Raw genomic sequence first — 25,493 nt, forward strand, 5'->3', positions numbered from 1 at the left:
GTGAGGGCACAAGCTCCCTCACCACAGGTTTCAAGTCAGAACAGGAAATACCGCTGCGCCATCGGCAACACATCCGCCGGTTCACACCACAGCAGCACCCCGTCGGCCTTGACCTGATAGGTCTGTGGGTCCACCTCGATGTCCGGCAGGTAATCGTTGTGGATCAGGTCGGTTTTCTGCACGTCGCGACAGCCCTTCACCACCCCAATCTGCTTCTTCAAACCCAGGGCTTGCGGCAAGCCTGCGTCCAGCGCCGCCTGGCTGATAAACGTCAGGCTGGTGGCATGCAATGAGCTGCCGAAACTGGCGAACATCGGGCGGTAGTGCACCGGCTGCGGGGTGGGGATCGACGCATTGGCATCGCCCATCAGGCTGGACGCAATCGCGCCGCCCTTTAGGATCAGGGTCGGCTTGATGCCGAAAAACGCCGGACGCCACAGCACCAGGTCAGCCCACTTGCCCACTTCGATGGAACCGACGATATGGCTGATGCCATGGGTAATCGCCGGGTTGATGGTGTACTTGGCGATGTAGCGCTTGGCGCGGAAGTTGTCGTTGCCCGGGCCGTCACCGGGCAGGGCGCCGCGCTGTTTCTTCATCTTGTCGGCGGTCTGCCAGGTGCGCGTGATCACTTCACCGACGCGGCCCATGGCCTGGCTGTCGGAGCTGATCATCGAGAACGCGCCGAGGTCGTGCAGGATGTCTTCGGCGGCGATGGTCTCGCGGCGGATGCGGCTTTCGGCGAAGGCCACGTCTTCGGCAATACTCGGGTCCAGGTGATGGCAGACCATCAACATGTCCAGGTGCTCGTCGATGGTGTTGCGCGTGAACGGCCTTGTCGGGTTGGTGGAGCTGGGCAGCACGTTGGGAAAGCCGCAGGCCTTGATGATGTCCGGCGCGTGGCCGCCGCCGGCACCTTCGGTGTGGTAGGTGTGGATGGTGCGGCCCTTGAGCGCGGCCAGGGTGGTTTCGACAAAACCGGATTCGTTGAGGGTGTCGCTGTGGATCGCCACCTGTACGTCGTACTGGTCGGCGACGCTAAGGCAGTTGTCGATGCTGGCGGGCGTGGTGCCCCAGTCTTCGTGCAGCTTCAAGCCGATGGCGCCGGCCTTGACCTGTTCGATCAACGGCTCGGGCAAGCTGGCGTTGCCCTTGCCGGTAAACCCGATGTTCATCGGGAACGAGTCGCTGGCCTGCAGCATGCGCGCCAGGTGCCAGGGCCCGGAGGTGCAGGTGGTGGCGTTGGTGCCGGTGGCCGGCCCGGTGCCGCCGCCGATCATGGTGGTGACACCGCTGGTCAGCGCCTCTTCGATCTGCTGCGGGCAGATGAAATGCACGTGGGAGTCGATGCCGCCGGCGGTGAGGATCATGCCTTCGCCGGCGATCACTTCGGTGCTGGCGCCGATGGCCATGGTCACGCCGGGCTGGATATCCGGGTTACCGGCCTTGCCGATCGCGTGGATGCGGCCGTTCTTCAAGCCGACGTCGGCCTTGACGATGCCCCAGTGGTCGATGATCAGCGCGTTGGTGATCAGGGTGTCGACGACTTCATGGGCGAGCAATTGGCTCTGGCCCTGGCCGTCGCGGATCACTTTGCCGCCGCCGAATTTCACTTCTTCGCCGTAGACGGTGAAGTCCTGCTCGACTTCGACGAACAGCTCGGTGTCGGCCAGGCGGACCTTGTCACCGACGGTGGGGCCGTACATGTCGGCGTAGGCTTGGCGGCTGATTTTCATGTGTGTGCCCTGAAATATTTGTGTTGAATGTGAAATCGCTATCGGGGGCAAGCCCCCTACCACCTTTGGAATGCGTTCCCCTGTGGGAGGGGGCTTGCCCCCGATGAGGCCCTAAAGGTCGCCCATGATCCGCCCGGCAAACCCGAACACCCGCCGCCCGCCGCTCAAATCCACCAGCTCGACCTCACGGCTCTGCCCCGGCTCGAACCGCACCGCCGTGCCCGCCGGAATATTCAGGCGCATGCCGCGGCTCAATGGGCGGTCAAATGTCAGCGCATCATTGGTCTCGAAAAAATGGTAGTGCGAACCCACCTGGATCGGCCGGTCGCCGCTGTTGGCCACACTGAGGGTGACGGTGCGTCGGCCGACGTTGAGTTCGATCTCGCCAGGCTGGATCTGATATTCGCCAGGAATCATGCAGGTTGCCCCAGGGTCTTGAAGTAGATGGCGGTCGGGCTATAGCGCCCGTCCGGGCTTTGGCAGTAGTCGGGCAGTTCACCGATCTTGGTGTAGCGCAGCGACTGGTAGAAGGCTTCGGCAGGCGAGCCGGCTTCGGTGTCCAGGTACAGCAGGCCGCGCTTGTGCTGGCGCGCGGCGAGTTCCAGGGTGTTCATCAATTGTTGGCCCAGGCCGTGGCGCCGCGCGTTGCTGTGCACCAGCAGCTTTTGCACTTCGGCGCGGTTCAGGCCGTTGGCTTTCTGGCACAGCGCCAACTGCACGCTGGCGATCACCTGCTCATCGCGCACCACCACCCACAGCAACAGGCTGGCGTCTTCAATGCTCGCCTGTACCCCGTCCAGATAGGCACGGGCCTGGGCTTCATCGAAGTCGGCCATGAAACCCACCGACGCACCGTGCTTGACCGCATCCAGCAACAGCTCGATCAGGCCCCGACGGTAGTGGGCAAAACTTTCAGCATTGACTCGACGCAGTTGCGCGGCGTTCATCGAACTCACTCCTTGGGCGGTTGCGCGCCCGGATTCAATGTCAGTTGCATAAAGGTCAGGTCCAGCCAGCGGCCGAACTTGATGCCCACTTGGGGCATTTGCCCGGTGGTGACGAACCCCAGGCGTTCATGCAGGCGGATCGAGGCCAGGTTGCCGCTTTCGATGGCCGCCACCATCACATGCTTGCCACAGGTTCTGGCGCGTTCGATCAGCGCCTGCATCAGCCGTGGGCCAAGGCCCTTGCCGCGCTGGTCGTTGCGTACATACACCGAGTGTTCGACGCTGTAGCGGTAGCCTTCGAACGCGCGCCAATCGCCGAACGAGGCATAGCCGATCACTTGCTCATTTTCGGTCGCCACCAGAATCGGATAGCCCTGGGCCTGGCGTGCACTGAGCCAGGCCTGGCGGTTGCCGAGATCCACCAGTTGTTCGTTCCAGATCGCCGTGGTGTTGAGTACCGCGTCGTTGTAGATGTCGCGGATCGCCGGCAGGTCTTGCTCGGTTGCATCACGAATCATGGGCGTGCCTCACGCGATGGGTTGGTGGACGGTCACCAGCTTGGTGCCATCGGGGAAGGTGGCTTCCACCTGGATGTCCGGGATCATTTCCGGGATGCCTTCCATCACCTGTTCACGGCTGAGCAGGGTGGTGCCGTAGTGCATCAGGTCGGCCACGGTGCGGCCATCGCGGGCGCCTTCCATCAAGGCGGCGGAGATATAGGCGATGGTTTCCGGGTAGTTGAGCTTCACACCGCGCGCCAGGCGCCGTTCGGCCACTAGGCCTGCGGTGAAGATCAGCAGTTTGTCTTTTTCCCGTGGGGTCAGGTCCATGGTTCAAGGTCCTTCAAAGAATGCATTCTTAAATACAACAGAGATCAAGTGTGGGAGGGGGCTTGCCCCCGATAGGGCAGTATCAGGCAATACAGCTGTCACTGACCCACCGCCATCGGGAGCAAGCCCCCTCCCACATTTTGATCTTCATGTGCTCCAGATTCGTGGTGCAACCGCCTCTCGCCCAAACATGGCGCGGCGTAACAATTTCCATAAATCAATCAACCATCCCCGCGCCAGCAGCGCTTCGCTGGCCAGGCAGCGGGCGACCAGCAAGCCGGGCAGTTGGGTCAGGTCGCCGCGCACGGCATGGGGCAGGGCGCGGCAGTGTTCGAGTAATTCGGGCTCGATATCGCCGGTCACCAGCAGGGTGGCGAACACCGGTTGGCCATCCAGGCCGATGGGCGAGTCGAGCAGGCCATCGGCGCCCACAATGCGCTGGCGCTCGTGCCAGAGCAACTGGCCGTCGCGGCGGATATCCAGGTGCGATTGAAAGTGGCCCAGGTCGAATCGCTCGCCACTGGCCGGACGCCCCAGGGCGATCACGTCCCAGTAGAACAGCCGGGCATCGCCGTGCAGGTCGATGCGGGTGCTGAGTTCGGCCTGGGCGGCGCTGAACACAATGGTTTCCTGGGGCAGCCATTCCAGGGTCGCGCCGGCCTCCACGGTGAGATCAAGTTGCTGATACGCCGGGCCGCTGGCGCGATACCACTTCGCCGCGCCGGGGCTGGTCAATTGCGCCCACGCACCCTCGGCGACATGGGCGCGGATGTCCAGGCGGTCACCGCCGGCAATCCCGCCAGGCGGGTGCACGATGATGTGCTGGCACACCTCGGGGCCTTCGGCATACAGGTGCTTTTGCACCCGCAGCGGGCCAAGGTGACGGCGCATCACCGGGCGCGTGGTGTCGCCGAAACGCGCGTAGCCGAGGTCCAGCTCGGCGTGCCAGCTGGGGGTGAACAGGGCAGGGGAAACGGGCAGGTTCATGGTTTCTTGTGCTTATCGTCAGGACGCTACAGGTTAGATGGTAACCAAACCGCGCACACCCTCACTCTCCATATTTTCACCACGGCCCTGCTGCACGATTTCACCGCGCGACATCACCAGGTACTGGTCGGCCAGCTCGGCGGCAAAGTCGTAGAACTGCTCCACCAACAGGATTGCCATATCGCCGCGCGCCGCGAGCTTCTTGATCACGGCGCCGATCTCCTTGATCACCGAGGGCTGGATGCCTTCGGTGGGCTCATCGAGGATCAACAGGCGCGGGCGGCTGGCCAGGGCGCGGCCGATGGCCAACTGTTGCTGCTGGCCGCCGGACAGGTCGCCGCCGCGCCGGTGCTTCATTTGCAGCAAAACTGGGAACAGTTCATAGATAAACGCCGGCACTTCCTTGGCTTCGGCACCGGGGAAACGCGACAGGCCCATCAGCAGGTTTTCTTCCACCGTCAGCCGCCCGAAAATCTCCCGGCCCTGGGGCACATAGGCGATCCCTGCGTGCACCCGCTGGTGCGGCTTGAAGCCGGTGATGGCCTTGCCCTCCCAGTTCACCGCGCCTTCCTTGGCCGGCAGCAAACCCATCAGGCATTTGAGCAGGGTGGTCTTGCCCACGCCGTTACGGCCGAGCAGGCAGGTGACCTCGCCGATCTTCACGTCGAAGGACAGCCCGCGCAGGATGTGGCTACCGCCGTAGTACTGGTGCAGCTTGTCGACTTGCAGCATGTTCAGTTCTCCTTAGCGACCGAGGTACACCTCGATCACCCGCTCATTTTCCTGCACCTGTTCCAGCGACCCTTCGGCCAGCACGCTGCCCTGGTGCAACACGGTCACGTGGTCGGCAATCGAGCCGACAAAGCCCATGTCGTGTTCCACCACCATCAACGAATGCTTGCCCGCCAGGCGCTTGAACAGTTCGGCGGTGAATTCGGTCTCGGCGTCGGTCATGCCCGCCACCGGTTCGTCCAGCAGCAACAGTTGCGGGTCTTGCATCAGCAGCATGCCGATTTCCAGGAACTGTTTTTGCCCGTGGGAGAGCAGCCCGGCGGGCCGATGCACGGAGGCGGTGAGGCGGATGGTGTCGAGCACTTCGTCGATTCCATCCTTTTGCTCGCCGCTCAGGCGCGCACGCAGGCTGGCCCACACCGACTTGTCGGTCTTCTGCGCCAGCTCCAGGTTTTCGAACACGCTCAGGGCTTCGAACACCGTGGGTTTCTGGAACTTGCGGCCGATGCCGGCCTGGGCGATCTGCACTTCGCTCATGCTGGTCAAGTCGAGGGTTTCGCCAAACCAGGCCTTGCCGTGGCTGGGCCGGGTCTTGCCGGTGATCACGTCCATCAGGGTGGTCTTGCCCGCGCCGTTGGGGCCGATGATGCAGCGCAATTCACCGACGCCGATGTACAGGTTCAAGTCGTTGAGCGCCTTGAACCCATCGAAGCTGACGCTGATATCTTCCAGGGTCAGGATGGTGCCGTGGCGGGTGTTCAGGCCGGTGCCTGCGGCCTGGCCGATGCCGATGGCATCGCGGCCGCTGCCCGCATCGAAAATAGGTTCGAGCATGACGTTCCTCATTTCTTCAACAGCCCGATAACGCCCTTGGGCAGGTACAGGGTGACGATGATGAACAGCGCCCCGAGGAAGAACAGCCAGTACTCCGGGAAGGCCACGGTGAACCAGCTCTTCATGCCGTTGACCACGCCGGCGCCAAGCAACGGCCCGATCAGCGTGCCACGCCCGCCCAGGGCCACCCACACGGCGGCTTCGATGGAGTTGGTCGGCGACATTTCACTCGGGTTGATGATGCCCACCTGCGGCACGTACAACGCGCCTGCCAGGCCGCACAGCACCGCGCTCAGCACCCACACGAACAGCTTGAAGCCGCGCGGGTCGTAGCCGCAGAACATCAGGCGGTTCTCGGCATCGCGCAGGGCGGTCAGCACCCGGCCGAACTTGCTCCGGGCCAGGCGCCAGCCGATGTACAGGCTCGCCACCAGCAGCACCACCGTGGCCACGAACAGCACGGCCCGTGTGCCTGGTTCGGTGATGCCGAAACCGAGGATGCTGCGGAAGTTGGTGAAGCCGTTATTGCCGCCGAACCCGGTCTCGTTGCGAAAGAACAACAGCATCCCGGCAAAGGTCAGCGCCTGGGTCATGATCGAGAAATACACGCCCTTGATCCGCGAGCGAAAGGCGAAAAAACCGAACACCAGCGCCAGCACGCCCGGCGCCAACACCACCAGGCACAGGGCCCAGAGGAAGTGCTCGGTGCCGACCCAATACCAGGGCAATTCGGTCCACGACAAAAACGTCATGAACGCCGGCAGCTCATCGCCGGAAGCCTGGCGCATCAGGTACATGCCCATGGCATAGCCGCCGAGGGCAAAGAACAGGCCGTGACCCAGGGACAACATCCCCGCGTAGCCCCACACCAGGTCCAGGGCCAGGGCGACAATGGCGTAGCAGAGGATCTTGCCCACCAGTGTCAGGGTGTAGGCCGATACATGCAGCGGGTTTTCCGGCGACAGCAGCGAACACAACGGCAGGGCCAGCAGCAGCAACAGCACCACCGCGCCGACTGCAATCGTCACCTGGGTGCCGGCCTTTTGCGTGGCCGTAAGCATCAATGGCTGGTTCATCAGTCGATCACCCGTCCTTTCAGTGCGAAGAGTCCCTGCGGGCGTTTCTGGATAAACAGAATGATCAACGCGAGGATCAGGATCTTGCCGAGCACGGCACCGATCTGTGGTTCCAGGATCTTGTTGGCGATACCCAAGCCAAACGCCGCCATGACGCTACCGGCCAACTGGCCGACACCGCCGAGCACCACCACCAGGAACGAGTCGATGATATAGCTCTGGCCCAGGTCCGGACCGACGTTGCCGATCTGGCTCAGCGCCACCCCGCCAAGCCCGGCGATGCCGGAGCCCAGGCCAAAGGCGAGCATGTCCACACGCCCGGTGGGCACGCCGCAGCAGGCGGCCATGTTGCGGTTCTGGGTGACGGCGCGCACGTTGAGGCCCAGGCGGGTCTTGTTCAGCAGCAGCCACGTCAGCACCACCACAAACAGTGCGAAGGCGATGATCACGATGCGGTTGTACGGCAGCACCAGGTTGGGCAGCACCTGGATCCCGCCGGACAACCACGCAGGGTTGGAGACCTCGACGTTCTGCGCGCCGAACACCAGGCGCACCAGTTGGATCAGCATCAGGCTGATGCCCCAGGTGGCGAGCAGGGTTTCCAGCGGGCGCCCGTACAGGTGACGAATCACCGTACGTTCCAGGGCCATGCCGATGGCGGCGGTGACGAAGAACGCCACCGGCAGCGCGATCAACGGGTAGAACTCGATGGCCGCCGGCACGTAGCGCTGCATCAGCAGCTGCACCACATAGGTGGAGTAGGCGCCGAGCATCAGCATCTCGCCGTGGGCCATGTTGATCACACCGAGCAGGCCGAAGGTGATCGCCAGGCCCAGGGCCGCCAGCAGCAGGATCGAGCCCAGGGACATGCCGCTGAAGGCCTGGCCGAGGATCTCACCCATCATCAGTTTTCGTTTGACCTGTGCCAGGCTGGTCTCGGCGGCGGTGTGCACGGCGGCGTCGGTTTCCACCCCGGGCGCCAGCAGCGCTTCGAGGCGCGTGCGGGCCAGCGGGTCGCCGGTACTGCCGAGCAAACGCACGGCGGCGAGGCGCACGGCCGGGTCGGTGTCGACCAGTTGCAGGTTGGCCAGGGCCAGGCTGAGGGCGGTGTGCACGTCCTCATTGGTCTCGGCGGCGACCTGCTGGTCAAGAAACTTGAGTTGCGCAGGTTGCGCGCTTTTTTGCAGGGTGCGTGCCGCGGCCAGGCGCACCTTGGGGTCGGCGGCGAGCAGTTGCTGGCTGGCCTGCACGTTGTCGATCAAGCCGCGCAGGCGGTTGTTCAGGCGCACGGTCTTGGTCTCGCCGTTGAGCGTGAGCTGACCTTGTTGCAGGGCGTCCACCAACTCGATGCGCGCCGGGTCGGGCTGGGCGGCCCAGTCCTGGAGGAGCTTGGCTTGTTGCGTCGGGTTGGCGGCCAGGAAGTCTTCGGCGTCGCCGGCATGTACCGCCAAAGGCAGTAACAGCAGCAATGCCAGGAAATAGCGATTGAGGGCAGCGGGCATAAACAAATGTCCTAGTCATGCGCGGACAGTGTGGGAGGGGGCTTGCCCCCGATAGCAGTGGGTCAGTGACAAGTGCATTGCCTGACACGCCGCTATCGGGGGCAAGCCCCCTCCCACAGTTGACCTGTGGTCGGGCTTTAGTTGCTCTTCACCGCGTAGTCCGGCTTTTTGTCATTGCCAGGAATGTACGGGCTCCACGGCTGCGCCCGGATCGGCTCCTGGGTCTGCCACACCACCGAGAACTGCCCATCGGATTGGATCTCGCCGATCATCACCGGCTTGTGCAGGTGGTGGTTGGTCTTGTCCATGGTCAGGGTAAAGCCCGACGGCGCGGCGAAGGTCTGGCCGGCCAGGGCTTCGCGCACTTTGTCGACGTCGGTGGACTTGGCTTTCTCGGCTGCCTGCGCCCACATGTGGATGCCCACGTAGGTGGCTTCCATCGGGTCGTTGGTCACCGCTTTGTCCGCGCCCGGCAGGTTGTGTTTCTTCGCGTAGGCTTTCCAGTCGGCGACAAACTTCTTGTTCACCGGGTTCTCCACTGACTGGAAGTAGTTCCAGGCCGCGAGGTTGCCCACCAGCGGCTTGGTGTCGATGCCGCGCAGTTCTTCTTCACCCACGGAGAAGGCCACCACCGGTACGTCGGTCGCCTTCAAACCCTGGTTGGCCAGCTCCTTGTAGAACGGCACGTTGGAGTCGCCGTTCACGGTGGAAATCACCGCCGTCTTGCCACCGGCGGAGAACTTCTTGATGTTGGCGACGATGGTCTGGTAATCGGCATGGCCGAACGGGGTGTAGACCTCTTCGATGTCCTTGTCCGCCACGCCTTTGGAATGCAGGAACGAGCGCAGGATCTTGTTGGTGGTGCGCGGGTACACATAGTCGGTGCCGAGCAGGAAGAAACGCTTGGCGCTGCCGCCTTCTTCGCTCATCAGGTATTCCACCGCCGGGATCGCCTGCTGGTTCGGCGCCGCACCGGTGTAGAACACGTTCGGCGACATCTCTTCACCCTCGTATTGCACCGGGTAGAACAGCAGGCCGTTGAGCTCTTCGAACACCGGCAATACCGACTTGCGCGACACCGAGGTCCAGCAGCCAAACACCACGGCGACCTTGTCCTGGGTCAGCAGCTGCCGGCCCTTTTCCGCGAATAACGGCCAGTTCGACGCCGGGTCCACCACCACCGGCTCAAGCATCTTGCCGTTCACCCCGCCCTTGGCGTTGATCTCGTCGATGGTCATCAGCGCCATGTCTTTGAGGGACGTTTCGGAGATGGCCATGGTCCCGGAGAGCGAGTGCAGGATGCCGACCTTGATGGTCTCGGCGGCCTGCACGGTCCAGGTCAGGCCCATGGCGACAATGGAGGCGGACAGGGTGAAAGCCTTGATCAAGCTGCGACGCTTCATGGTGCGGTCTCCGTAAACGTTTAGTTTTTTTTGATAGGCCGATGTGAACGCTGAAGGGGTACTAGCAAGGGCTGTGCCCGATGGCCAAACACCCGGTTTTGCGGGGGCTGGAGCCCGGTGCCTGGCGTTGGCGCACCAATGCGGAGCGTGCAGGCGTTGGCGGTGCAGGGGATGCGCCTAAAGAGTGCCTGGGGGCCTCGATAACTATGCAGCGCCCTGCTGGCGGTTCAAGCGAGGACGCTTCTGCATGGCAAGCGTTGTGCGAGCCCGGTGCCCATGGGCACCGACGACGAACATGATCAAGGGAGTGTCATGCAAGAGCATTTATCCAGAGAGGAGCGCGCGGCAGCGAGGGGCCTTCGATACACCCTCAGCCCTGGGTTTATCAGTGCCGACGATGCTGCACGCTATGTGCACGAGCGCATTGGCGACAAGCGCGATCGCGAGTACGGCAGTGTCATTCTCCAGCGCCTGGCCGATAGCAAAGTGTTTGCCACCGAGCCGATTCCCGGCAAGGCGGCGACGTTCGACTTTTCGCTGTTGCTGGAGCGCGGGGCGCAGAACGAGTTCCTCGATCCTGCGGGCTACAAACTGGTGGGCGGGGTGCATTCTCACCCTGACCAGTTTGCCCAGCTCAAGGCCCTCAATCCCGGTTATCGGGATCGCCAGGTGCGTATCTTCAACAGCTTTTTTTCCACCCGCGATGTGGTCTTCAACCACTACGAAGGGCGTGCGTTCGGCACCGCCTACTTGTCGGGCCCCCAGGGTGTATTGCTCAAGTACCAGCCGGGTTTTTCCGAGGCCGAACGCAAGTTTGTCGACTGGATCGACGACGTCAGCACGGCCGTGCCCGCCGATGGTCACGATGGCACGCTCGAAGGCTTTATCAAGAAAGTGGCGTCGGTAGGCCGCCTGTCGTTGCTGGTCGCCAGCGATGACTGGGGCGGGGTGCCCGGTGTCATCGATCAGCGCTGGCGGCCCTATCTGCCACTGAACAGCGGCCAGCCCACCATCGCCTGTGGGGCGGTGTATCCCGAGGCCACCCAGGCGCTCAACGCCGTGCAGGCGCGCATGCGGCGCATGCCGAATGTCAGCCAGATGGCCCTGCTGCTCAAGCATGAGCTGCGCGATGAATTCGCCGCCACCCAGCCCTTCGTACTCAGCAGTGCCGAGCAGTTGCCCACCGACAACCACCTGCCTTTGCTGGCGGGCGGGCCACCCTTGCCGGAAGGCTTTCACCTGCAGGGCTTCTTCTATCTGTCGCGGCCGGTACCGGCGCAGTTTCCGACGGTGGAACCGTGGCTGTACCAGCAGTTCTTCAGCCCTCGGGAGCTGGCGGCCTACATCGCCACGGCCCGCCGCTACATGCATACGGCGCCCTCCGTGCTGGGCATCTCGCTGTACCTGCGCACCAAGGACAATGCCTTGCTGCGCTACCGGTTCAGCGGCTCACCGGCGGAAACGCGATTGTTCACCACCGATGAGCCCGGCCTTCACCTGGCCCTCGCGGCGGGAACCCTGACCCCGCGCCAGTTTGTGAAGCAGGTGGCCGAAGCCGGTGAGTTGAGCGTCGAACAGACCAGCCCGCTGTGGGACGTGGAAGGCGTGGTCGAGAACAACTGGACGCCCTATGCACGCTTCCCGTTCAAGCAGGCCAGCCTCGGCCAGGCGTTTTCGTCGGCCGACAAGGCCGCACAGTTTGCCCATGCGCAGGTGGGCGAGCGCCGTGACCGCGCCTATGTGGCGCTGATTCTGAAGCACCCCGACCAGCACTTTGTACTGACGCAATTGCTGCAGGCGGGCACCAACCCTTATGGGTTCCAGGGGTTCTATCCGTGGGACGCTTACAGCAAACAGTTGGCGTTGCCCGGTGGTTATCAACTGCACGCCTGGTTCGGCTCGCACATGGCGTTGTCATGGGGGAACCTCGATGCCGACTTCAAGACGAAGTGGACCCGCGACGATGCCAGCGTCTACTTCCAGGGCTTTACTGATGTCGAGGCCCACAGGATTCATCAACTGCGCGTGCCGGGCTACCTCTCTGGCGCGGCAGACTGCCTGCTTGTGCTGGAGCCGGAAGGGGCGGACCAGGCCGCATTCACGCGATTGTTCGCGCCGGCGCCGGGCGGCAGCCTGATTGCCAGAGACCTGGCGGACGGTACCTATACGCCTGCCGAAGGCGTGCGCAAGTTGGCTGGGGTCAGTCGCCTGCGGGTGGTCCTGGGCAATGCGCTATGGGGGCCGCCTGGCGTGATTGACCGGCACTGGCGAGCGTTTGCCGCTGCGCCGTCCCTGCCAAGCGGCGCGACCGCCGTGGCCACTCTGCCGGCCTTGAGCCCGGCGTTTGTGTCCGCGGATGATGCGGCGCTCTGGGCTCACCGGCGTATCGGGACGCGACGCGAGCGTGAGTTCGGTGGGGTCATCCTGAAAAAGCCTGGCGGGCATTTCTTTGCCACCGAGCCGCAAGTCAGCACCGGCGCGCGGTTCGACTTCCTCACCCTCCTGGCCACGGATGATCGCGCCCAGTTCATTGCTCCGCCCTCTTATGAATGCCAGGGCTTCTACCGTTCCTACCCGGCCGAGCCTGGCGAGGTGGAGCGCTACAACCCGGGCTTCAACCCGGACCAGGTCGCGCTGACCGGCAGCTTCTTTTCGAATGCCGATCAGGTGTTTGCCCTGTCCCACCGTGATTTCACCCCGGTGCATTATCTGTCCGGTCCTGACGGCACATTGCTCAAGTACACGAGCAGCGGTTCCCAGGCCGAACAATCCCTGTTGCGGCAGTTGACGGGGATCGAGCCGGCGCAGCCTCTCACCGGGTTCGAGGGGGCGGTGTGGAACCTGGCGCAGGCCGGGGACTTGCGGGTCGTGGTGGGCAGCAAGGTCTGGGGTGGGGTGCGGGGGCGTGTGCTGCACGGCTGGACCCTGGGCAGCCCTGTTACCTCGGTGCAGGACCTGCCGTTTTTTACCCCGCTGCTGTCGATGGGGCACAGTGCGGTGCTGGTCGCCCTGAGCAGCGTCGACTTGCTGGGGCAGGCGGCGGTGGGCGTGGTGCTGAAACACCGTACCACCTCGAATTACATCGCTACGCTGCCGGCGCCGTTGGGGACGACCCTGGACAGTCTGTTTCCCGTGGGGGACCGCGGTGAGCCAAGGCTGGTGCCGAATTATCGCCTGGTGGGTCTCTATCACGCCCAATCAGCACAGGCGCCGCAGAGGCTGCCACCCATGGACGCATGGCTCTATAAGCGTTTCGCTACGCCGGCGGTGCTGGTGGATGCCATGAGACAGTCGATCGCCAGCGCCGGTATGCAGATCGCCGCGCTCGGTCTCAAGCTGTATCTGCGCACCGCTGATAACGCTTTGCTGCACTGGCAGGTGCCGAGTGCCTCGTCTGCCAACGAGCTGTTTGTCGTCGACGGACAAACCGTGACCGACAACGGCAATGAAGCGGCCTTGCTCGACGGCACATTGTCGCCGCGGGATTTCGTGCGCCGCGTGATGCGCGCGGGGGAGTTGTCGGTGGTCCAGCAAGGTGGCCTGTGGAACACCCTCGGGCCGTTGTATGACAGCGAGCACTTGCCGCTTGGCTCCGGCGAGCGGCCCTTGAGCGGGATGTTCCTGACCGCGGACGACGCTGCGCGGCATGCCCATGAACGCATCGGCGTTCGCCGCAGCAATGCCTATGCCGGGTATGTCCTCAAGCGGGACGATGGGCGATTTGTGTTCACTGAGCCGGTGGCCATTTCCGGCGACGGCTTTGCCTCCGACCTGCTGCGCCCTGCCAACGGCAGCGCTTATCTGGTGCCGCCTGCGGACCATCAGCTCTATGCGCGCTACAGTTCGCATACCGCGTTATCCGTGGCTGACCTGGAACGCCAACGTCGTCTTGGCTGGACGCTGGCCGACCTGGAAGTCAACGCCACGCTGTTCTCCGATGTGGAGATCCGTTCGGTGATCGAATCGCGGCTGCCGGCCTATCTGAGCGGTTCGCCGAATAACCTGATCAGCTATCGCCCCAGTGGTTCTGCCAATGAGCTGCTGGTACTGAGCAATACCCAGCGCGAGCCCGGCCAGCATGGCTATTTCGAACGGCTGGAGAGCGGCCAGCTCAAACCGGTGGACATCGTCGCCCGGCTGGCCGATGCCGGCACCCTGAGCGTGCTGGTGCGCAGCGCGCTGTGGGGGCCGCGTGGCAGGGTCTACAGCGACTGGACGCCCAACTTCAACTACGCCGAAGTCGATCTGCAGGCACCGGCGTTCGGCGCGATCTTCGACAGTCTCGATGCCGCGGCACTCAATGCCCATGTGCGCTGGTACGGCAGGAACCTGGATGCACAACGCTGTACGGCGTACATCCTTAAGCATCCGCAGCGCGATGAGTTTGTGGTCAGTGAACTGCTGGCGATCACCTCCGGCGGGCGTTGGTTGAGTGACTCCTCCAGGGGCGTCGGTTATCTGGCCGGTGGCGAATTCGCCAAGGGGTTCGAGCTGGCCGGCCTGCTGTTTTCGCAGCAATGGGTGCCGGCGGGATTGCCCACCCCCGAGGCCTGGCTGGCGCGGTTCTTCATCACCCCCGAGGTGCTGCTGCGCGCCGAACAGGATGCCCGGCATCTGCCGCGTCCGGCAGCCACTGCGATACTGCCGGTGTATGTGTCGACACACGATGGCGCCTTGTTGCGCTACCAACCTCCGGCATCCTCCCTGCTCAAGGAGGCCACCGACGGCACGGGCGTGATCATCGCCGGGATGAACCTGCACAACGGGACGCTGGACGTCCAGCGCTATGTGTCACAGGTCGCCCGGCCTGCGGACCTGCGGGTGCTCTACACCAGCCAGTGCTGGGACCGCCGGGGAGCGGTGGGCCAGGGTGGCGTGGCCTGGCGACCCTACGCCAACTTCATCCGCCGTCGCCTGGGCCCGGCCTTTCATTCCCAGGACGATGCGGCCCGGCACGCCCGTTCGCTGCTGCAGGGCAATGGTCTGCTGGGCGGGTTGATTCTGCAGCGTCCCGATGGCCTGTTTGTCGCCACCGAGCCGCTCAAGGTGCCCCAGGAAGACTTCGACCCCAAGTGGATTTTCCCGGATGAGGTGGTCAGTACCGGTGGCTTCCCGGCGGCCCATACGGTGGTTGCACGTTACCGTTCCAGCCCGGCGCGGGAGTTGCCCTTCGTACTTGAACTGGCGCAGGCCGGCCTCTATCGCAACATGCTGTCCACCCGCGTGATTTCATCGGCCCTCGCAGGCCAGGACGCCCGCCTGAACCGCGAGTACCTGCTGGGTTCCGATGGCTGTGTGGTGAGCTACACACGCAGCCACTACGCGCTGGAAGAAGCGCTGAGAAAACAGCTTTTGCCCCTCGACGAGACACGACTCGATCGCCTGGAAAACCTGCTCGAGCGTCAGATTCGCAATGCCGTGCTGGCGCCTGGCGAATTTGTCACGCGCCTGGCCAATGCGGGTATCTTGCGAGTGGTAGAGGGCAGCCCGACGTGGGGCACGCCACGCCGGATCACTGGCGCCTTCATCGTCAATAGCGACCGTCCCGCGCCATTGGCGATCCGGAACGCACTGGCAGACCCGGCGTTCAGTCCGCTGTTCACCCAGGAGCAGGACGCGGTGCGGTATGCCCATCAGCATCGTCGGCATGGCGAACACCTGCAGTTCGGCTACGTGTTCAAATCGCAGAAAAACGGGCACTACATGGTCAGCATGCCGCTGGTGCGCCAGAGCTATCGTGACTTTGCGCAAGTCTTTCCCGACGGTCTTTTCCCCCAGGGTTATGGGCTGGAAGGCTTCTACCTGTGCGCCAGCAGCGACAGCGTCACGCCGGCCACGGATCCGTTGCACCAGGCATTTTTTTCGCCCACGGACATGGACATCGGCATCCGCTTCTCGATTCACGGCATCAGGGGCAAGCAACTCACGTTTTACCTGTCATGCGCGGACGGTGCCCTGCTCAGGTATCAATACCTGGGCACGGATGCGCAGCTGGATTCGTGGGGCTCGCTGCTTGAAACACGGCAGCAGTTGCGCGCGGGCCGGATGACCCTGCTCAGTTACGTCCATCGCCTGCTCGACAAAGGGGTCCTGGATACGCTGGTCCGAGGCGAGGTCTGGACCACGCGCAATCGTGTCGATACGTTCTGGCAGCCCGGTGTCGATGAGGTGTTTGTGCCGCCTTGGCGTGCGGCCTGCGGTCCGGTTTTTTCCGCTGGGGATGATGCCGCGCGCTATCTCCGGCGCCAGCTTTCGCCATATCGGGGCAAGCAGTATCTTTCGGCGATACTCGCCAACGCAGCGGGCACGTCGTTCCTGGCTACCTTGCCGGTAGCGGCCGGGGCCGACCAATCGCTGATTCTGCGCCTGTTCTACAGCGGGCCGCTGGGCCCTGTACAACCGGTGGTGCCGCCAGCGCCCCTGCCGGATTTTCCGCAGCCATATGCGGTTGCGGGTGTCCATCTGCTCTACAACAGCATGCCGGCCACCGACAGCCGGGCGCCGAAAGATATCGCCCTGACGCGTCATTTCGTGGCGCCGACCTTCCTGAGTTATTTCATCAGGGTGTTGCGCGGGCTGTCGCGGCCGTCGCCGGGTCTTTATCTGTCGAGCCAGGCCGGTGCGCTGTTGAAGTACCTGCCCAGTTATTCGGCGCAGGAAAGCCTGGTCCTGGTGGGCGGCCCCGACGTGTATCCCACCGTGTTCCTGAAGGGCGTGGCCAGGACCGGGAAGCTGTTTGTGCTGGACAAGGACGGCTTCTGGATGAACGAGGGGCTACTGTCCGAACAGCAAGTGGAGCGCTCCAATGGCCTGGAAATCGCCGTGCCCGAGGTCGACGAACCGCTGAGCCTGCGCGACCGCGACGAGCTGTAAGCGTCAGCGCTTGCGCATCAGGCCGATGAAGAACAGGCCGCCGATCGCCGCCGTGGCCACGCCGATCGGCAGGTCTTCGGGGGCGATCAAGGTGCGCGCCGCCACATCGACCCAGACCAGGAACAGGCTGCCCAGCAATGCACACACTGGCAGCAACCGACGATGCTCGGCGCCCACCAGGCGCCGGGCGATGTGCGGCACCATCAGCCCGACAAAGCCGATGGAGCCGCTGATGGACACCAGCACGCCGGTCATCAACGAGGCGACCAGGAACACCTTCAGCCGTACATTGCGGGCGTTCAGGCCAAGGGTCACGGCGGTCTGTTCGCCGGCCATCAGCGCGTTCAACGGGCGGGCCATGCCCACCAGCACCAGCAGCCCGAGCACTACGCTGGCGCCCGGAATCGCCAGCAGTTCCCAGCGTGCCAGGCCGAGGCCGCCGAGCATCCAGAACATCACCGCCGAGGCGGCGCGATGGTCGCCCATGAACAGCAGCAGATTGGCCGCCGCCATCATCACGAACGACACTGCCACGCCGCACAGCAACAGGCGATCACTCTCCAGCCGGCCATTGCGACTGGCTACCGCGAGCACCACGATCATGCTCGACAGGGCGCCGATAAAGGCGGCGATGGGCAAGGTCAGCAAGCCGATGATTTCACCTACATGCAGCACCACGATCACCGCGCCCAGGGTCGCGCCGGAAGTGACACCCAGCAGGTGCGGATCGGCCAGCGGATTACGCGTGACCGCCTGCAACACCGCACCGATCAACGCCAGCCCGGCCCCCACCAATGCCCCCAGCAGCATGCGCGGCACGCGGATCAGCCAGACGATAGGTACCTGCCCGGCCGACCAACTCACTTCGCCGATGCCGAAGACCTTGTACAGCAGGATGCGCCACACCACGTCCGCTGGTACCCGCGCCGGGCCGAAGCCCAGGGATATCACGCAGGACACCAGCAGCAATGCGCCCAGGGCGGCAAGCAGCAGGGGGTAACGACGGGTGATCATTCGCCGTGGAACCCCTTGGCCAGGGTTTCCACCGCCAGCACGTTATCGATGCCCGGCGTGGCTTGTACATACGGGATCACGATAAAGCGCTGGTTCCTGATCGCGTCCACCCCTTGCAGCGCCGGGTTGTTGAGCAGGAACTGCTGTTTTTGATCGGCGGTGACTTCGCTGTAGTCGACGATCACGATCACCTGTGGATTGCGCTCGACCACGGTCTCCCAGTTGACGCGGGTCCAACTGGCGTCGACGTCATCGAGGATGTTGCGCCCGCCGGCTGCGTCGATCAGCGCCTGGGGCATACCGAGGCGGCCGGAGGTCATGGCGCGGTCTTCACCGCTGTCGTAGAGGAACACGCGCGGCTTGTCGGCGGGCAGGTCTGTCTGCACCTCGGCGACCTGTGCCTGCATCTGTGCGATCAAGGCATTGGCGCGGTCCTGCACGTCGAAGATCCTGCCCAGGTTGCGCAGGTCGTTATAGGTGTCGTCCAGGGTCGCGGCCGGGCGCTTCATCACGAAGGCGCACGACTCGGTCAGCTCGTAGACGTTGATCCCCAGCGGCTGCAGGGTGTTCGGCGTCAGGTCGCCGCCCACGCGCATGCCGTAGTCCCAGCCGGCAAAGAAGAAATCCACATTGGCATTGAGCAGGGTTTCCACCGACGGGTACTTGCTCGCCAGCTCCGGCAGGCCATCGAGGGTCCGGGCCATGTCCGGGGTGACCGACTTCCAGCCGGTGATGCCGCTATAGCCGGCCATCCGCGGTTTGAGGCCCAGGGCGAGCATCATCTGGGTCATATTGATGTCATGGCTCACCGCATGCTTCGGCGCCTCCTGGAAGGTCACGTCGCGGTTGCAGCTTTTGACGGTGACCGGGTAATGGGTGGCTTCAGCGAAGGCTGGTGAAGCACCGAACAGCAGGGCCACAAGGGCGAAGGCGCGCAGGATCATGGTTGGGTTATCCAGGTGATGCGGGGATAGTCGGCCAGGGGATGAGTGTCGATCAGCGCCTCGACGCCGAACACATCGCGCAGCAGTTCAGTGGTCAGCACCTGGTGAGGCGTGCCGCTGGCGACGATGCGCCCGTGGTCGATCACGTAGAGCCGATCACAAAAAGCGGCGGCCAGGTTGAGTTCGTGGATGCTGGCCAGGGTGCCGATACCCAGGCGCTTGACCAGCCTCAACAGCTCAAGCTGGTAGCGTGGATCGAGGTGGTTGGTCGGCTCGTCGAGGATCAGCAATTGCGGTTGCTGGGCCAGGGCGCGGGCGAGGATGACGCGCTGTTTTTCACCGCCCGAGAGGGTGGCGAAGGCATGCGCTTCAAAGCCCTGCATGCCCACCGATACCAGCGCCTGTTGCACCAGCTGCCGATCCTCCAGGGTGTCGCTGTCGAACAGGCCCTTGTGGGGCGTGCGGCCCATGGCGACCACTTCATCGACTCGCAGGCCAAAGGCATCCGGGAACTCCTGCAACACCACGGCGATACGTTGCGCACACCACTTGGCGCCTTGCTTCCACAGGTTCCGATGGGCGAGCAATACGTCGCCGCGTTCCGGCTGGGTGAACCGATAGGCGCAGCGCAACAGGCTGGTCTTGCCGCTGCCGTTGGGGCCGATCAGCCCGACGAACTCCCCCGCAGCGACGTGAAGGCCGGCGTCACGCAGTTGGAACGGGTGTTGGCTGTGGTTCGCCGGGGCCCAGTTGATGCGGGTGAGGGTGAGTGAAGTCATCAAGTCTCTCAAGGCCTGCAGGGTTCTAACGGTGTTTGGGTCAGTTAGAAGGTGTAGTCCGCCGTGACGAAGAACGAGCGCGGTTCACCGAGGATCCATTGCTGGCCGTCGTTGTACTGGCTGACCGCGTAGGTGCGGTCGAACAGGTTGTTCAGTTGCAGGCCCAGGGTGGTGTTGCGCATCGCCTTCCACGACAGCGTGGCATCGACCACGGTGTAGCTCGGCAGCTCGTTCTGGTTGGCCATGTCGGCATACCGTGCATCGACATAGCGCACTCCGGCACCGGCGCGGATGTCGTCGCTCAGGGCCTTGCTCAGCCACAGGTTGGCGGTGCGGCGTGGCACGTCCACCGGGCGGTTGCCGTCGCGGGACACTTGTACGCCGTCGACAGCCTGTTTGAAGTCGTCGTACTGCGCCCGCACGATGGCTGCGTTGGCTTGCAGCGCCCAGGCGTGCGGCAGTTGCAGGTCGAGGCTGGCTTCCAGGCCGCTGGAGGATTGCTGGCCGACTTGCTGCTTGAGGTCCGGGTTGCCAGGGACGTCGGTGAGCAGTTTCTTCTTGACGATATGGTAGGCCGCCACTGTCCATTCGCCGCGTTGATCCCAGAAGGCCTGCTTGAGGCCGATCTCGGTTTGCCTGGCGGTGGAGAGGTCGAACTGCTGCTGGCCAGGGCTCAGGGAAATCAGGCCGCCGACCCCGTCGGTGCTGGTGGCGTACTGGCCGTAGACCGAGGTGTCCGGGGTGATTGCGTAGACCAGGCCAGCCTTCCAGTTATTGCCGGTGAGGCTCTTGTCGCTTTGGCTGGCGTCACGTAAATCATCGCGCTCGACGTGGGCGTAGTCGCGGCGGATGCCGGTGACCAGCGCCAGTTGGTCGGTGAGTTGCAGGCGGTTTTCGGCGAAACCGGCAACGGTTTTGGTGGTGGTGGCGAACAGCGGTTTGAACGGGTTCTGGCTGTCGAACCGAGCGGGCGCCGGGTCGTTGATATCCACCGGCTGGCCGCCGGGCAGCACGTCGTTGAACGGTGAGTTGCTGGCCAGGCGGAAACGGATGCGGTTGTATTCCACGCCCGTCACGGTCTGGCTGTCGAGGCCGAACAGGCTGTGCTTGAAGGTGACGGTCTGGCGATCGCCGACCTGTTCCTGGTTGTGCTTGATGCCGAAGTTGCCGCTGCGGGTCAGTTGCCCGTTGGTGACGTTGTAGTTCTCGGCGTTCTGCCAGCGGCGCTGGTTCTTCAGGTAGAACAGTTCATTGGTGGCACTGACGTTGTCATTGATCTGCCACTCGCTGGTCAGGCGCGTCCACTGGTCGTTGTAGTGCTGGGTGTCGTTGCTGACGTTGTAGTTCTTGTGGCGCAGGCCCTTGTGCAACTGGCCATTGATCAGCGGCGTGCCGAAGTAGTTCTGCGGGCGCTGGTCGCCATAGTCGCTGGCCAGGGTGAAGCTCAGGTTGTCCGCCGCCTGCCAGCGCAGGGCGCCGCTGACGAAGTCGCTGCTGGAGTCGCCATGGTCGATAAAGCCGTGGCTGCGCAGGCGGTTGAGGTTCAGGCGATAGCTCAGGGTGTCGGTCAGCGAGCCGCCGCTGTCCAGAGCTTGTTGCTGGCGATCGTAGGCGCCGTAGCCGAGGCGGAGGTGGTTTTCGATCTCGCCTTCGAAGGGTTTTTTCGGCACGGTATTGATCACCGCACCGGTGGCGCCTTCGCCGTACAGCACCGAGGCCGGGCCGCGCAAAACGTCTACGCGTTCCACCGCCCAGGTGTCCACCGGGAAGGTCGAGGTGCCCATGCCCATGTACATGCGGGTGCCGTCGTACAGTTGCATCACCGAGCCCTGGCCGGTAAAACCACGGGCCGACAGCGAGGTGCCGCCATCGCCCGGTGTGCCGGTGCGGCTGATGCCGGTGGCACGGGAAATGGCGTCCTGCACGCTGGCGTCGCCACGCTCGCGGATCTGCGTACCGGTCTGGCTTTCGACACTGCCCGGGGTTTGCAGCGCGCTGAGATTCAGGCGCGAGCCTGCGGTGGTCGGCGTGTTCAGGTCGACGTGTTGGTCATCCACGGCCGCTGCGGTCACCGGGCTGGCGGGCAGGGTCAGGGCCTGGGCGCTGTCATGCAGGGCGAGCAGGCACAGGCCGGACACTAGGTACTTGTTCATTGGGCGGAAAATCGCTTCTTCGAGGCGGTGCTCGCCGCTGGGCGCGGCGAGCTGAGGTATGCAGCAAGTGTTATAAGTTAACACTTCCTGCGTCTTTGGCGAAAGCCCGCGTAAGACTACCTAACGCCTCTATGTAGGGCATCTCGCCTACTTCATAGCGAACCTGAGGTGGATTCACGTTGGCTGAACAACCGTGACAACACCAGGCGATCCAGCGCCCAGACCGCGATCAATGAGGCGCCCACCAGCGGGAACAGGAGCGCCAGCGCGAGCATGATCACCATCGCGGTTTTCCACTTCGGCAGGTCATGACGCAACGGCGGAACACCCAGGCCGCCCTGGGGCCGACGCTTCCACCAGATCACCACGCCACTCACCGCGCTGAGCAGGATCATCAGGCAGATCAGCAGCACGATCAGCTGGTTCACCCAGCCGAACATCTTGCCTTCGTGCAGCATCACGCCGGTCTCGGTGGCCCGTGCCACGGTGTTGTAGTGCGCCCAGCGCACATCGGCAAGGACCTTTCCGGTGTATTGGTCCACGTGCAGGGTGGCGTCGTTGCGCGGGTCGTCGGCGAACACCGCGACGGTGAACACGCCTTCGGCGGTGGTGGGGAAAGTGATGCTGTAGCCGGGCTCGACCTTGCGTGCCGTGGCCAGGTCCACCACCTGTTGCAGGCGCACCGTGGGCGCGGCGGGAGCAGCGTGCATGGCGCCGTGGTTCATGTGTTCGGCATGGTCGCCGGACATCGGCATCGGCGTGTTTTCCATGGCCCAGGGCACGGTCTGTTGCGTTGCGGTATTGAGCACCCGCGCCTGCTGATCGGACTGCGGCACGTTGTTCCACATCGCCGCCGGGAAAGTGTTCCAGAGGTCGGCGTATTGCTTGCCCCAGAAGCCGGTCCAGGTCATGCCGCTGAGCAGCATCACCAGCAGAAACGCCGCGCCCCAGAAGCCGGCGACGGCATGCAGGTCACGCCAGAACACGCGGCCACGGGTTGTGAAGCGCGGCCACAACACGCCGGCCGACGTTTTGCCGCGCGGCCACCACAGGTACAGGCCGGACACCACCAGCATCACGCCCCAACCGGCGGCGAGCTCTACCAGGCGGTCGCCGACGGTGCCGATCATCAGCTCGCCGTGCAGGGCGCGGGCGATGGCTTGCAGGTTGTTTTTCGCATCCTGCTCACCGAGTACGGTGCCGCGATAGGGGTCGACGAACACCGTCACTTCGCGCCCGCCGTCGTGCATCACGAACTGCGCGCTGCTGGTGGCGTCGGCGGGTGGCAGGTATTTGCTGATCTTGCCCTGGGGAAAGGCCGCCTGGGCGCGTTGCAATTGCTCGTCGGCGCTCAAGGCGTGCTCGGCGCTTTGCACCTTGAGCAGGTCGCCGTACATCAGCGGATCGAGCTGGGGTTTGAACAGGTAGATGATGCCGGTCAGGGCCAGCAGCACCATGAAGGGGGCGACGAAGAGGCCGGCGTAGAAGTGCCAGCGCCAGGCCAGGTTGTAGAAGGAAACTTTTTGAGTGGTCATCGGGGATGCTCCGCAAAGCTTGAATTTTTTGTCGTTGATCAGGCCGCTATCGGGGGCAAGCCCCCGATGCGTTTAGAAGCTCATGTCGACCTTGGTCCAAAGGGTCCGCCCCGGCTCCTTGATGGCCTGCGGATCGTTGGCCGGGTAGCCGAATCCGGCGTTGCCGGCCAGGTTCAGGTGTTCGGCGTAGGCCTTGCCGAACAGGTTGTCGACGCCGGTGCTGACCTTGAAATTCTTGTTGATGCGATACGCGCCATTGACCGAGAACACGCCAAAGCCGCCGCTCTTGTCGTAGTCCTTGCCGACCACATTGCCCTTGTTCTGGTCGATGCGGTTCTGCGCCGCCACTACCCGCCACAACGCGCCGGCACTCCAGTCGTCTTCGCTGTAGGTCAGGCCGAAGCGTGCGTCCAACGGCGGCATTTGCGGCAGGGCCTTGCCGTCGCTGCTGTTCTTGCCCCAGGCGTAGGCGAGGGTGGCGTCGGCTTTCCAATTGGGGGTTAGCTTGTAGGCCGCGCCCACTTCACCGCCCATGATGCGTGCGTCCACATTGCGCGCCTGGGAGGTGGTGCCCATCATCCCCGCCCGGTAATCGAACAGGATGAAATCACGCACCTGGCCGACGTAGCCCGACGCCCAGGCTTCGAGGTCGTCGGCTTTGTATTGCGCGCCGAAGTCGAGTTGGGTGGTTTTCTCCGGTTTCACGCCATCGAAGGCGTTGACCGAACCAACCGCGCCGGTGTTGGGCGAGAACAGCTCCCAGTAATCCGGGAAGCGTTCCGAGTGGCCCAGGCCGGCATAGAGCGTGGTCGGGCTGTCGGCCAGGTCGTGCTCGTAACGCATAAAGCCCGAGGGCAGGGTGTCGGCGCGGGTGTCGTCGGCGGTCGGGTTGGCGCGTGCACTCATCCCGGAGCCGGTGGTTTGCCGGAAGTCCTTGGCCGAGGCGCGGTCCAGGCGCGCACCGGTGATCAGGCGGTCACGCTCGGCGGCGTACCAGGTGAGTTCGCCGAATACGCCGTAGTTGTGGAAGTTGGCGTCCTTGACCTTGGGCAAATCCTTGTAGGTGTCGATGCCCATGCTGCTGCGTTGGCGGTGTTCGTTGGTCTGCGCATCCAGGCCGCTGATCAGTTGCACATCGGCCCAGCGCCAGGTGGCCTTGATGCGCGCGCCGAGGGTGCGGCGGTCGACGTTGGAGGCCATGGGCCCGGCCATCATCCCGGTGCCCGAGGGCGTGCGCAGGCTGTAGTTGTCCATCACGTGGTCGGCATAGTTGTAGTAGACCTGGGCTTCGACCTTATCCAGCACTTCGCCGATATTCGATTTCTCGAAGCGCAGGCCCAGGCTTTCGCGCAGGAACTGCGAACCGTCCATGCCGCGCCCGGCGTAACGCGCTTCGCCGTCGCCACGGCCGGCGGTGAGCTCCAGCAGGGTGTCGGCATCCGGGGTGAAGCCGACGGCGACATCGCCATTCCATTTGTCGTAGCGCGAGGCGACGGTGTCGTTGTTGCCGTCCTTGTAGTCATCGGCATGGGCCTGGTTGCCGATCACCCGCACATAGCCCAGCGGCCCACCGGCGGCGGCATCGATGACCTTGTCGAAGCGCCCGTTGGAGCCTGCCAGCACACTCGCGTTGAGCCGCGTGCCGAGTTCACCGAAGTGTTCCGGTTCGCGCTCGAACAGGATGGTGCCGGCTGAAGCACCGGGGCCCCAGAATACGGTTTGCGGGCCCTTGATCACGGTGAGCTTGTCGTAGGTTTCCGGCGAAATGTACGAGGTCGGCGCATCCATCCTGCCGGGGCAGGCGCCGAGCATCATGCTGCCGTTGGTGAGGATGTTCAGGCGCGAACCGAACATGCCGCGCAGTACCGGGTCGCCATTGGTGCCGCCGTTGCGTACCAGGGCGAAGCCGGGGATGGTCTTGAGGTAGTCGCCGCCGTCGCTGGCGGGCACCGGTTGGCGAGGGTCCTTGGGGTTGGTGACCACGGTCAGCGGCGAGCTGGGCGCAATGGCGGTGATCACCGTGGGCGTCAGCTCATGCTCGGCGTGTTCATCGGCCTGGGCGTAGGGAACGAGCAGGGCGCCGCATAGGGCAGCGAGCACAGAGGTGCTTCCCAAACGGGAGTCAGCAGTAAACCTGGACATGACAAA

The 25,493-nt window shown here is 63.9% G+C and carries 18 protein-coding genes; 1 reads left to right on the plus strand and 17 read right to left on the minus strand.

The window, feature by feature from the left end; translation table 11 throughout:
* Positions 1–35 precede the first annotated feature (35 nt).
* The 11 genes from ureC to urtA all read right to left on the minus strand — a co-directional run bounded on the left by ureC (position 36) and on the right by urtA (position 10,047).
* Positions 36–1,736 (minus strand): urease subunit alpha, encoded by a 1,701-nt coding sequence (gene ureC / locus BLW22_RS33185; protein ID WP_065925590.1) that lies wholly within the window; start codon positions 1,734–1,736, stop codon positions 36–38.
* Between the two features lie 111 nt (positions 1,737–1,847).
* A complete protein-coding gene (locus BLW22_RS35550; protein ID WP_027607724.1) occupies positions 1,848–2,153 on the minus strand; it encodes an urease subunit beta in 306 nt (101 codons plus the stop codon).
* On the minus strand, positions 2,150–2,683 hold the full coding sequence (locus BLW22_RS33195) for a GNAT family N-acetyltransferase (protein WP_027607725.1): 534 nt from the start codon (positions 2,681–2,683) through the stop codon (positions 2,150–2,152). The genes BLW22_RS35550 and BLW22_RS33195 overlap by 4 nt, the downstream gene beginning before the upstream one ends.
* 5 nt (positions 2,684–2,688) lie before the next feature.
* Positions 2,689–3,201: a GNAT family N-acetyltransferase gene (locus BLW22_RS33200; protein WP_065925589.1), complete on the minus strand. Its 513-nt coding sequence runs from the start codon at positions 3,199–3,201 to the stop codon at positions 2,689–2,691.
* A 9-nt stretch (positions 3,202–3,210) separates the two neighbouring features.
* Positions 3,211–3,513, minus strand: coding sequence for an urease subunit gamma (ureA, locus tag BLW22_RS33205; RefSeq protein WP_003171437.1), 303 nt, complete (start codon positions 3,511–3,513; stop codon positions 3,211–3,213).
* A gap of 147 nt (positions 3,514–3,660) precedes the next feature.
* On the minus strand, positions 3,661–4,500 hold the full coding sequence (locus tag BLW22_RS33210) for an urease accessory protein UreD (RefSeq protein WP_074848618.1): 840 nt from the start codon (positions 4,498–4,500) through the stop codon (positions 3,661–3,663).
* Positions 4,501–4,533: 33 nt separating this feature from the next.
* Positions 4,534–5,232 carry an urea ABC transporter ATP-binding subunit UrtE gene (gene urtE, locus BLW22_RS33215; protein ID WP_016972546.1) on the minus strand — a complete coding sequence of 233 codons (699 nt, stop codon included), beginning with the start codon at positions 5,230–5,232 and terminating at the stop codon, positions 4,534–4,536.
* Positions 5,233–5,244: 12 nt separating this feature from the next.
* A complete protein-coding gene (urtD, locus tag BLW22_RS33220) occupies positions 5,245–6,078 on the minus strand; it encodes an urea ABC transporter ATP-binding protein UrtD (RefSeq protein WP_174562753.1) in 834 nt (277 codons plus the stop codon).
* Positions 6,075–7,142, minus strand: a complete 1,068-nt coding sequence (gene urtC / locus BLW22_RS33225; protein ID WP_065947150.1) for an urea ABC transporter permease subunit UrtC — start codon at positions 7,140–7,142, stop codon at positions 6,075–6,077. The genes urtD and urtC overlap by 4 nt, the downstream gene beginning before the upstream one ends.
* The gene (urtB, locus tag BLW22_RS33230; protein WP_074848620.1) at positions 7,142–8,644 is read right to left on the minus strand and encodes an urea ABC transporter permease subunit UrtB; all 1,503 of its coding nucleotides are present in this window, start codon (positions 8,642–8,644) and stop codon (positions 7,142–7,144) included. The genes urtC and urtB overlap by 1 nt, the downstream gene beginning before the upstream one ends.
* A gap of 137 nt (positions 8,645–8,781) precedes the next feature.
* A complete protein-coding gene (gene urtA, locus BLW22_RS33235) occupies positions 8,782–10,047 on the minus strand; it encodes an urea ABC transporter substrate-binding protein (RefSeq protein ID WP_027607732.1) in 1,266 nt (421 codons plus the stop codon).
* A 312-nt stretch (positions 10,048–10,359) separates the two neighbouring features.
* On the opposite strand from urtA, the gene BLW22_RS33240 reads away from it, so the two are divergent.
* Complete coding sequence (locus BLW22_RS33240) at positions 10,360–16,920, plus strand: DUF4329 domain-containing protein (protein WP_159440261.1); 6,561 nt, start codon at positions 10,360–10,362, stop codon at positions 16,918–16,920.
* A gap of 3 nt (positions 16,921–16,923) precedes the next feature.
* On the opposite strand, the gene BLW22_RS33245 is transcribed toward BLW22_RS33240, so the two are convergent.
* The 6 genes from BLW22_RS33245 to BLW22_RS33270 form a co-directional block, all read right to left on the minus strand.
* Entirely contained in the window at positions 16,924–17,934 is a 1,011-nt protein-coding gene (locus BLW22_RS33245; RefSeq protein WP_074848624.1) for a FecCD family ABC transporter permease, read from the minus strand.
* Entirely contained in the window at positions 17,931–18,878 is a 948-nt protein-coding gene (locus BLW22_RS33250; protein ID WP_074848626.1) for an ABC transporter substrate-binding protein, read from the minus strand. The genes BLW22_RS33245 and BLW22_RS33250 overlap by 4 nt, the downstream gene beginning before the upstream one ends.
* Positions 18,875–19,657, minus strand: a complete 783-nt coding sequence (locus BLW22_RS33255; protein WP_074848628.1) for an ABC transporter ATP-binding protein — start codon at positions 19,655–19,657, stop codon at positions 18,875–18,877. The genes BLW22_RS33250 and BLW22_RS33255 overlap by 4 nt, the downstream gene beginning before the upstream one ends.
* Before the next feature lie 44 nt (positions 19,658–19,701).
* On the minus strand, positions 19,702–21,810 hold the full coding sequence (locus tag BLW22_RS33260) for a TonB-dependent receptor (RefSeq protein WP_074848630.1): 2,109 nt from the start codon (positions 21,808–21,810) through the stop codon (positions 19,702–19,704).
* Positions 21,811–21,962: 152 nt separating this feature from the next.
* Positions 21,963–23,345 carry a PepSY-associated TM helix domain-containing protein gene (locus tag BLW22_RS33265; RefSeq protein WP_065947157.1) on the minus strand — a complete coding sequence of 461 codons (1,383 nt, stop codon included), beginning with the start codon at positions 23,343–23,345 and terminating at the stop codon, positions 21,963–21,965.
* Between the two features lie 72 nt (positions 23,346–23,417).
* On the minus strand, positions 23,418–25,487 hold the full coding sequence (locus BLW22_RS33270; RefSeq protein WP_074848632.1) for a TonB-dependent copper receptor: 2,070 nt from the start codon (positions 25,485–25,487) through the stop codon (positions 23,418–23,420).
* Between the last annotated feature and the right edge of the window lie 6 nt (positions 25,488–25,493).

Source organism: Pseudomonas marginalis (genome assembly GCF_900105325.1).
GTDB classification, from domain to species: Bacteria; Pseudomonadota; Gammaproteobacteria; order Pseudomonadales; family Pseudomonadaceae; genus Aquipseudomonas; species Aquipseudomonas marginalis.

Bases quoted from the DNA above. Each gene is read 5' to 3' on its own strand.
- ureC (WP_065925590.1), bottom strand. From the start codon at position 1,736: ATGAAAATCAGCCGCCAAGCCTACGCCGACATGTACGGCCCCACCGTC.
- BLW22_RS35550 (WP_027607724.1), bottom strand. From the start codon at position 2,153: ATGATTCCTGGCGAATATCAGATCCAGCCTGGCGAGATCGAACTCAAC.
- BLW22_RS33195 (WP_027607725.1), bottom strand. From the start codon at position 2,683: ATGAACGCCGCGCAACTGCGTCGAGTCAATGCTGAAAGTTTTGCCCAC.
- BLW22_RS33200 (WP_065925589.1), bottom strand. From the start codon at position 3,201: ATGATTCGTGATGCAACCGAGCAAGACCTGCCGGCGATCCGCGACATC.
- ureA (WP_003171437.1), bottom strand. From the start codon at position 3,513: ATGGACCTGACCCCACGGGAAAAAGACAAACTGCTGATCTTCACCGCA.
- BLW22_RS33210 (WP_074848618.1), bottom strand. From the start codon at position 4,500: ATGAACCTGCCCGTTTCCCCTGCCCTGTTCACCCCCAGCTGGCACGCC.
- urtE (WP_016972546.1), bottom strand. From the start codon at position 5,232: ATGCTGCAAGTCGACAAGCTGCACCAGTACTACGGCGGTAGCCACATC.
- urtD (WP_174562753.1), bottom strand. From the start codon at position 6,078: ATGAGGAACGTCATGCTCGAACCTATTTTCGATGCGGGCAGCGGCCGC.
- urtC (WP_065947150.1), bottom strand. From the start codon at position 7,142: ATGAACCAGCCATTGATGCTTACGGCCACGCAAAAGGCCGGCACCCAG.
- urtB (WP_074848620.1), bottom strand. From the start codon at position 8,644: ATGCCCGCTGCCCTCAATCGCTATTTCCTGGCATTGCTGCTGTTACTG.
- urtA (WP_027607732.1), bottom strand. From the start codon at position 10,047: ATGAAGCGTCGCAGCTTGATCAAGGCTTTCACCCTGTCCGCCTCCATT.
- BLW22_RS33240 (WP_159440261.1), top strand. From the start codon at position 10,360: ATGCAAGAGCATTTATCCAGAGAGGAGCGCGCGGCAGCGAGGGGCCTT.
- BLW22_RS33245 (WP_074848624.1), bottom strand. From the start codon at position 17,934: ATGATCACCCGTCGTTACCCCCTGCTGCTTGCCGCCCTGGGCGCATTG.
- BLW22_RS33250 (WP_074848626.1), bottom strand. From the start codon at position 18,878: ATGATCCTGCGCGCCTTCGCCCTTGTGGCCCTGCTGTTCGGTGCTTCA.
- BLW22_RS33255 (WP_074848628.1), bottom strand. From the start codon at position 19,657: ATGACTTCACTCACCCTCACCCGCATCAACTGGGCCCCGGCGAACCAC.
- BLW22_RS33260 (WP_074848630.1), bottom strand. From the start codon at position 21,810: ATGAACAAGTACCTAGTGTCCGGCCTGTGCCTGCTCGCCCTGCATGAC.
- BLW22_RS33265 (WP_065947157.1), bottom strand. From the start codon at position 23,345: ATGACCACTCAAAAAGTTTCCTTCTACAACCTGGCCTGGCGCTGGCAC.
- BLW22_RS33270 (WP_074848632.1), bottom strand. From the start codon at position 25,487: ATGTCCAGGTTTACTGCTGACTCCCGTTTGGGAAGCACCTCTGTGCTC.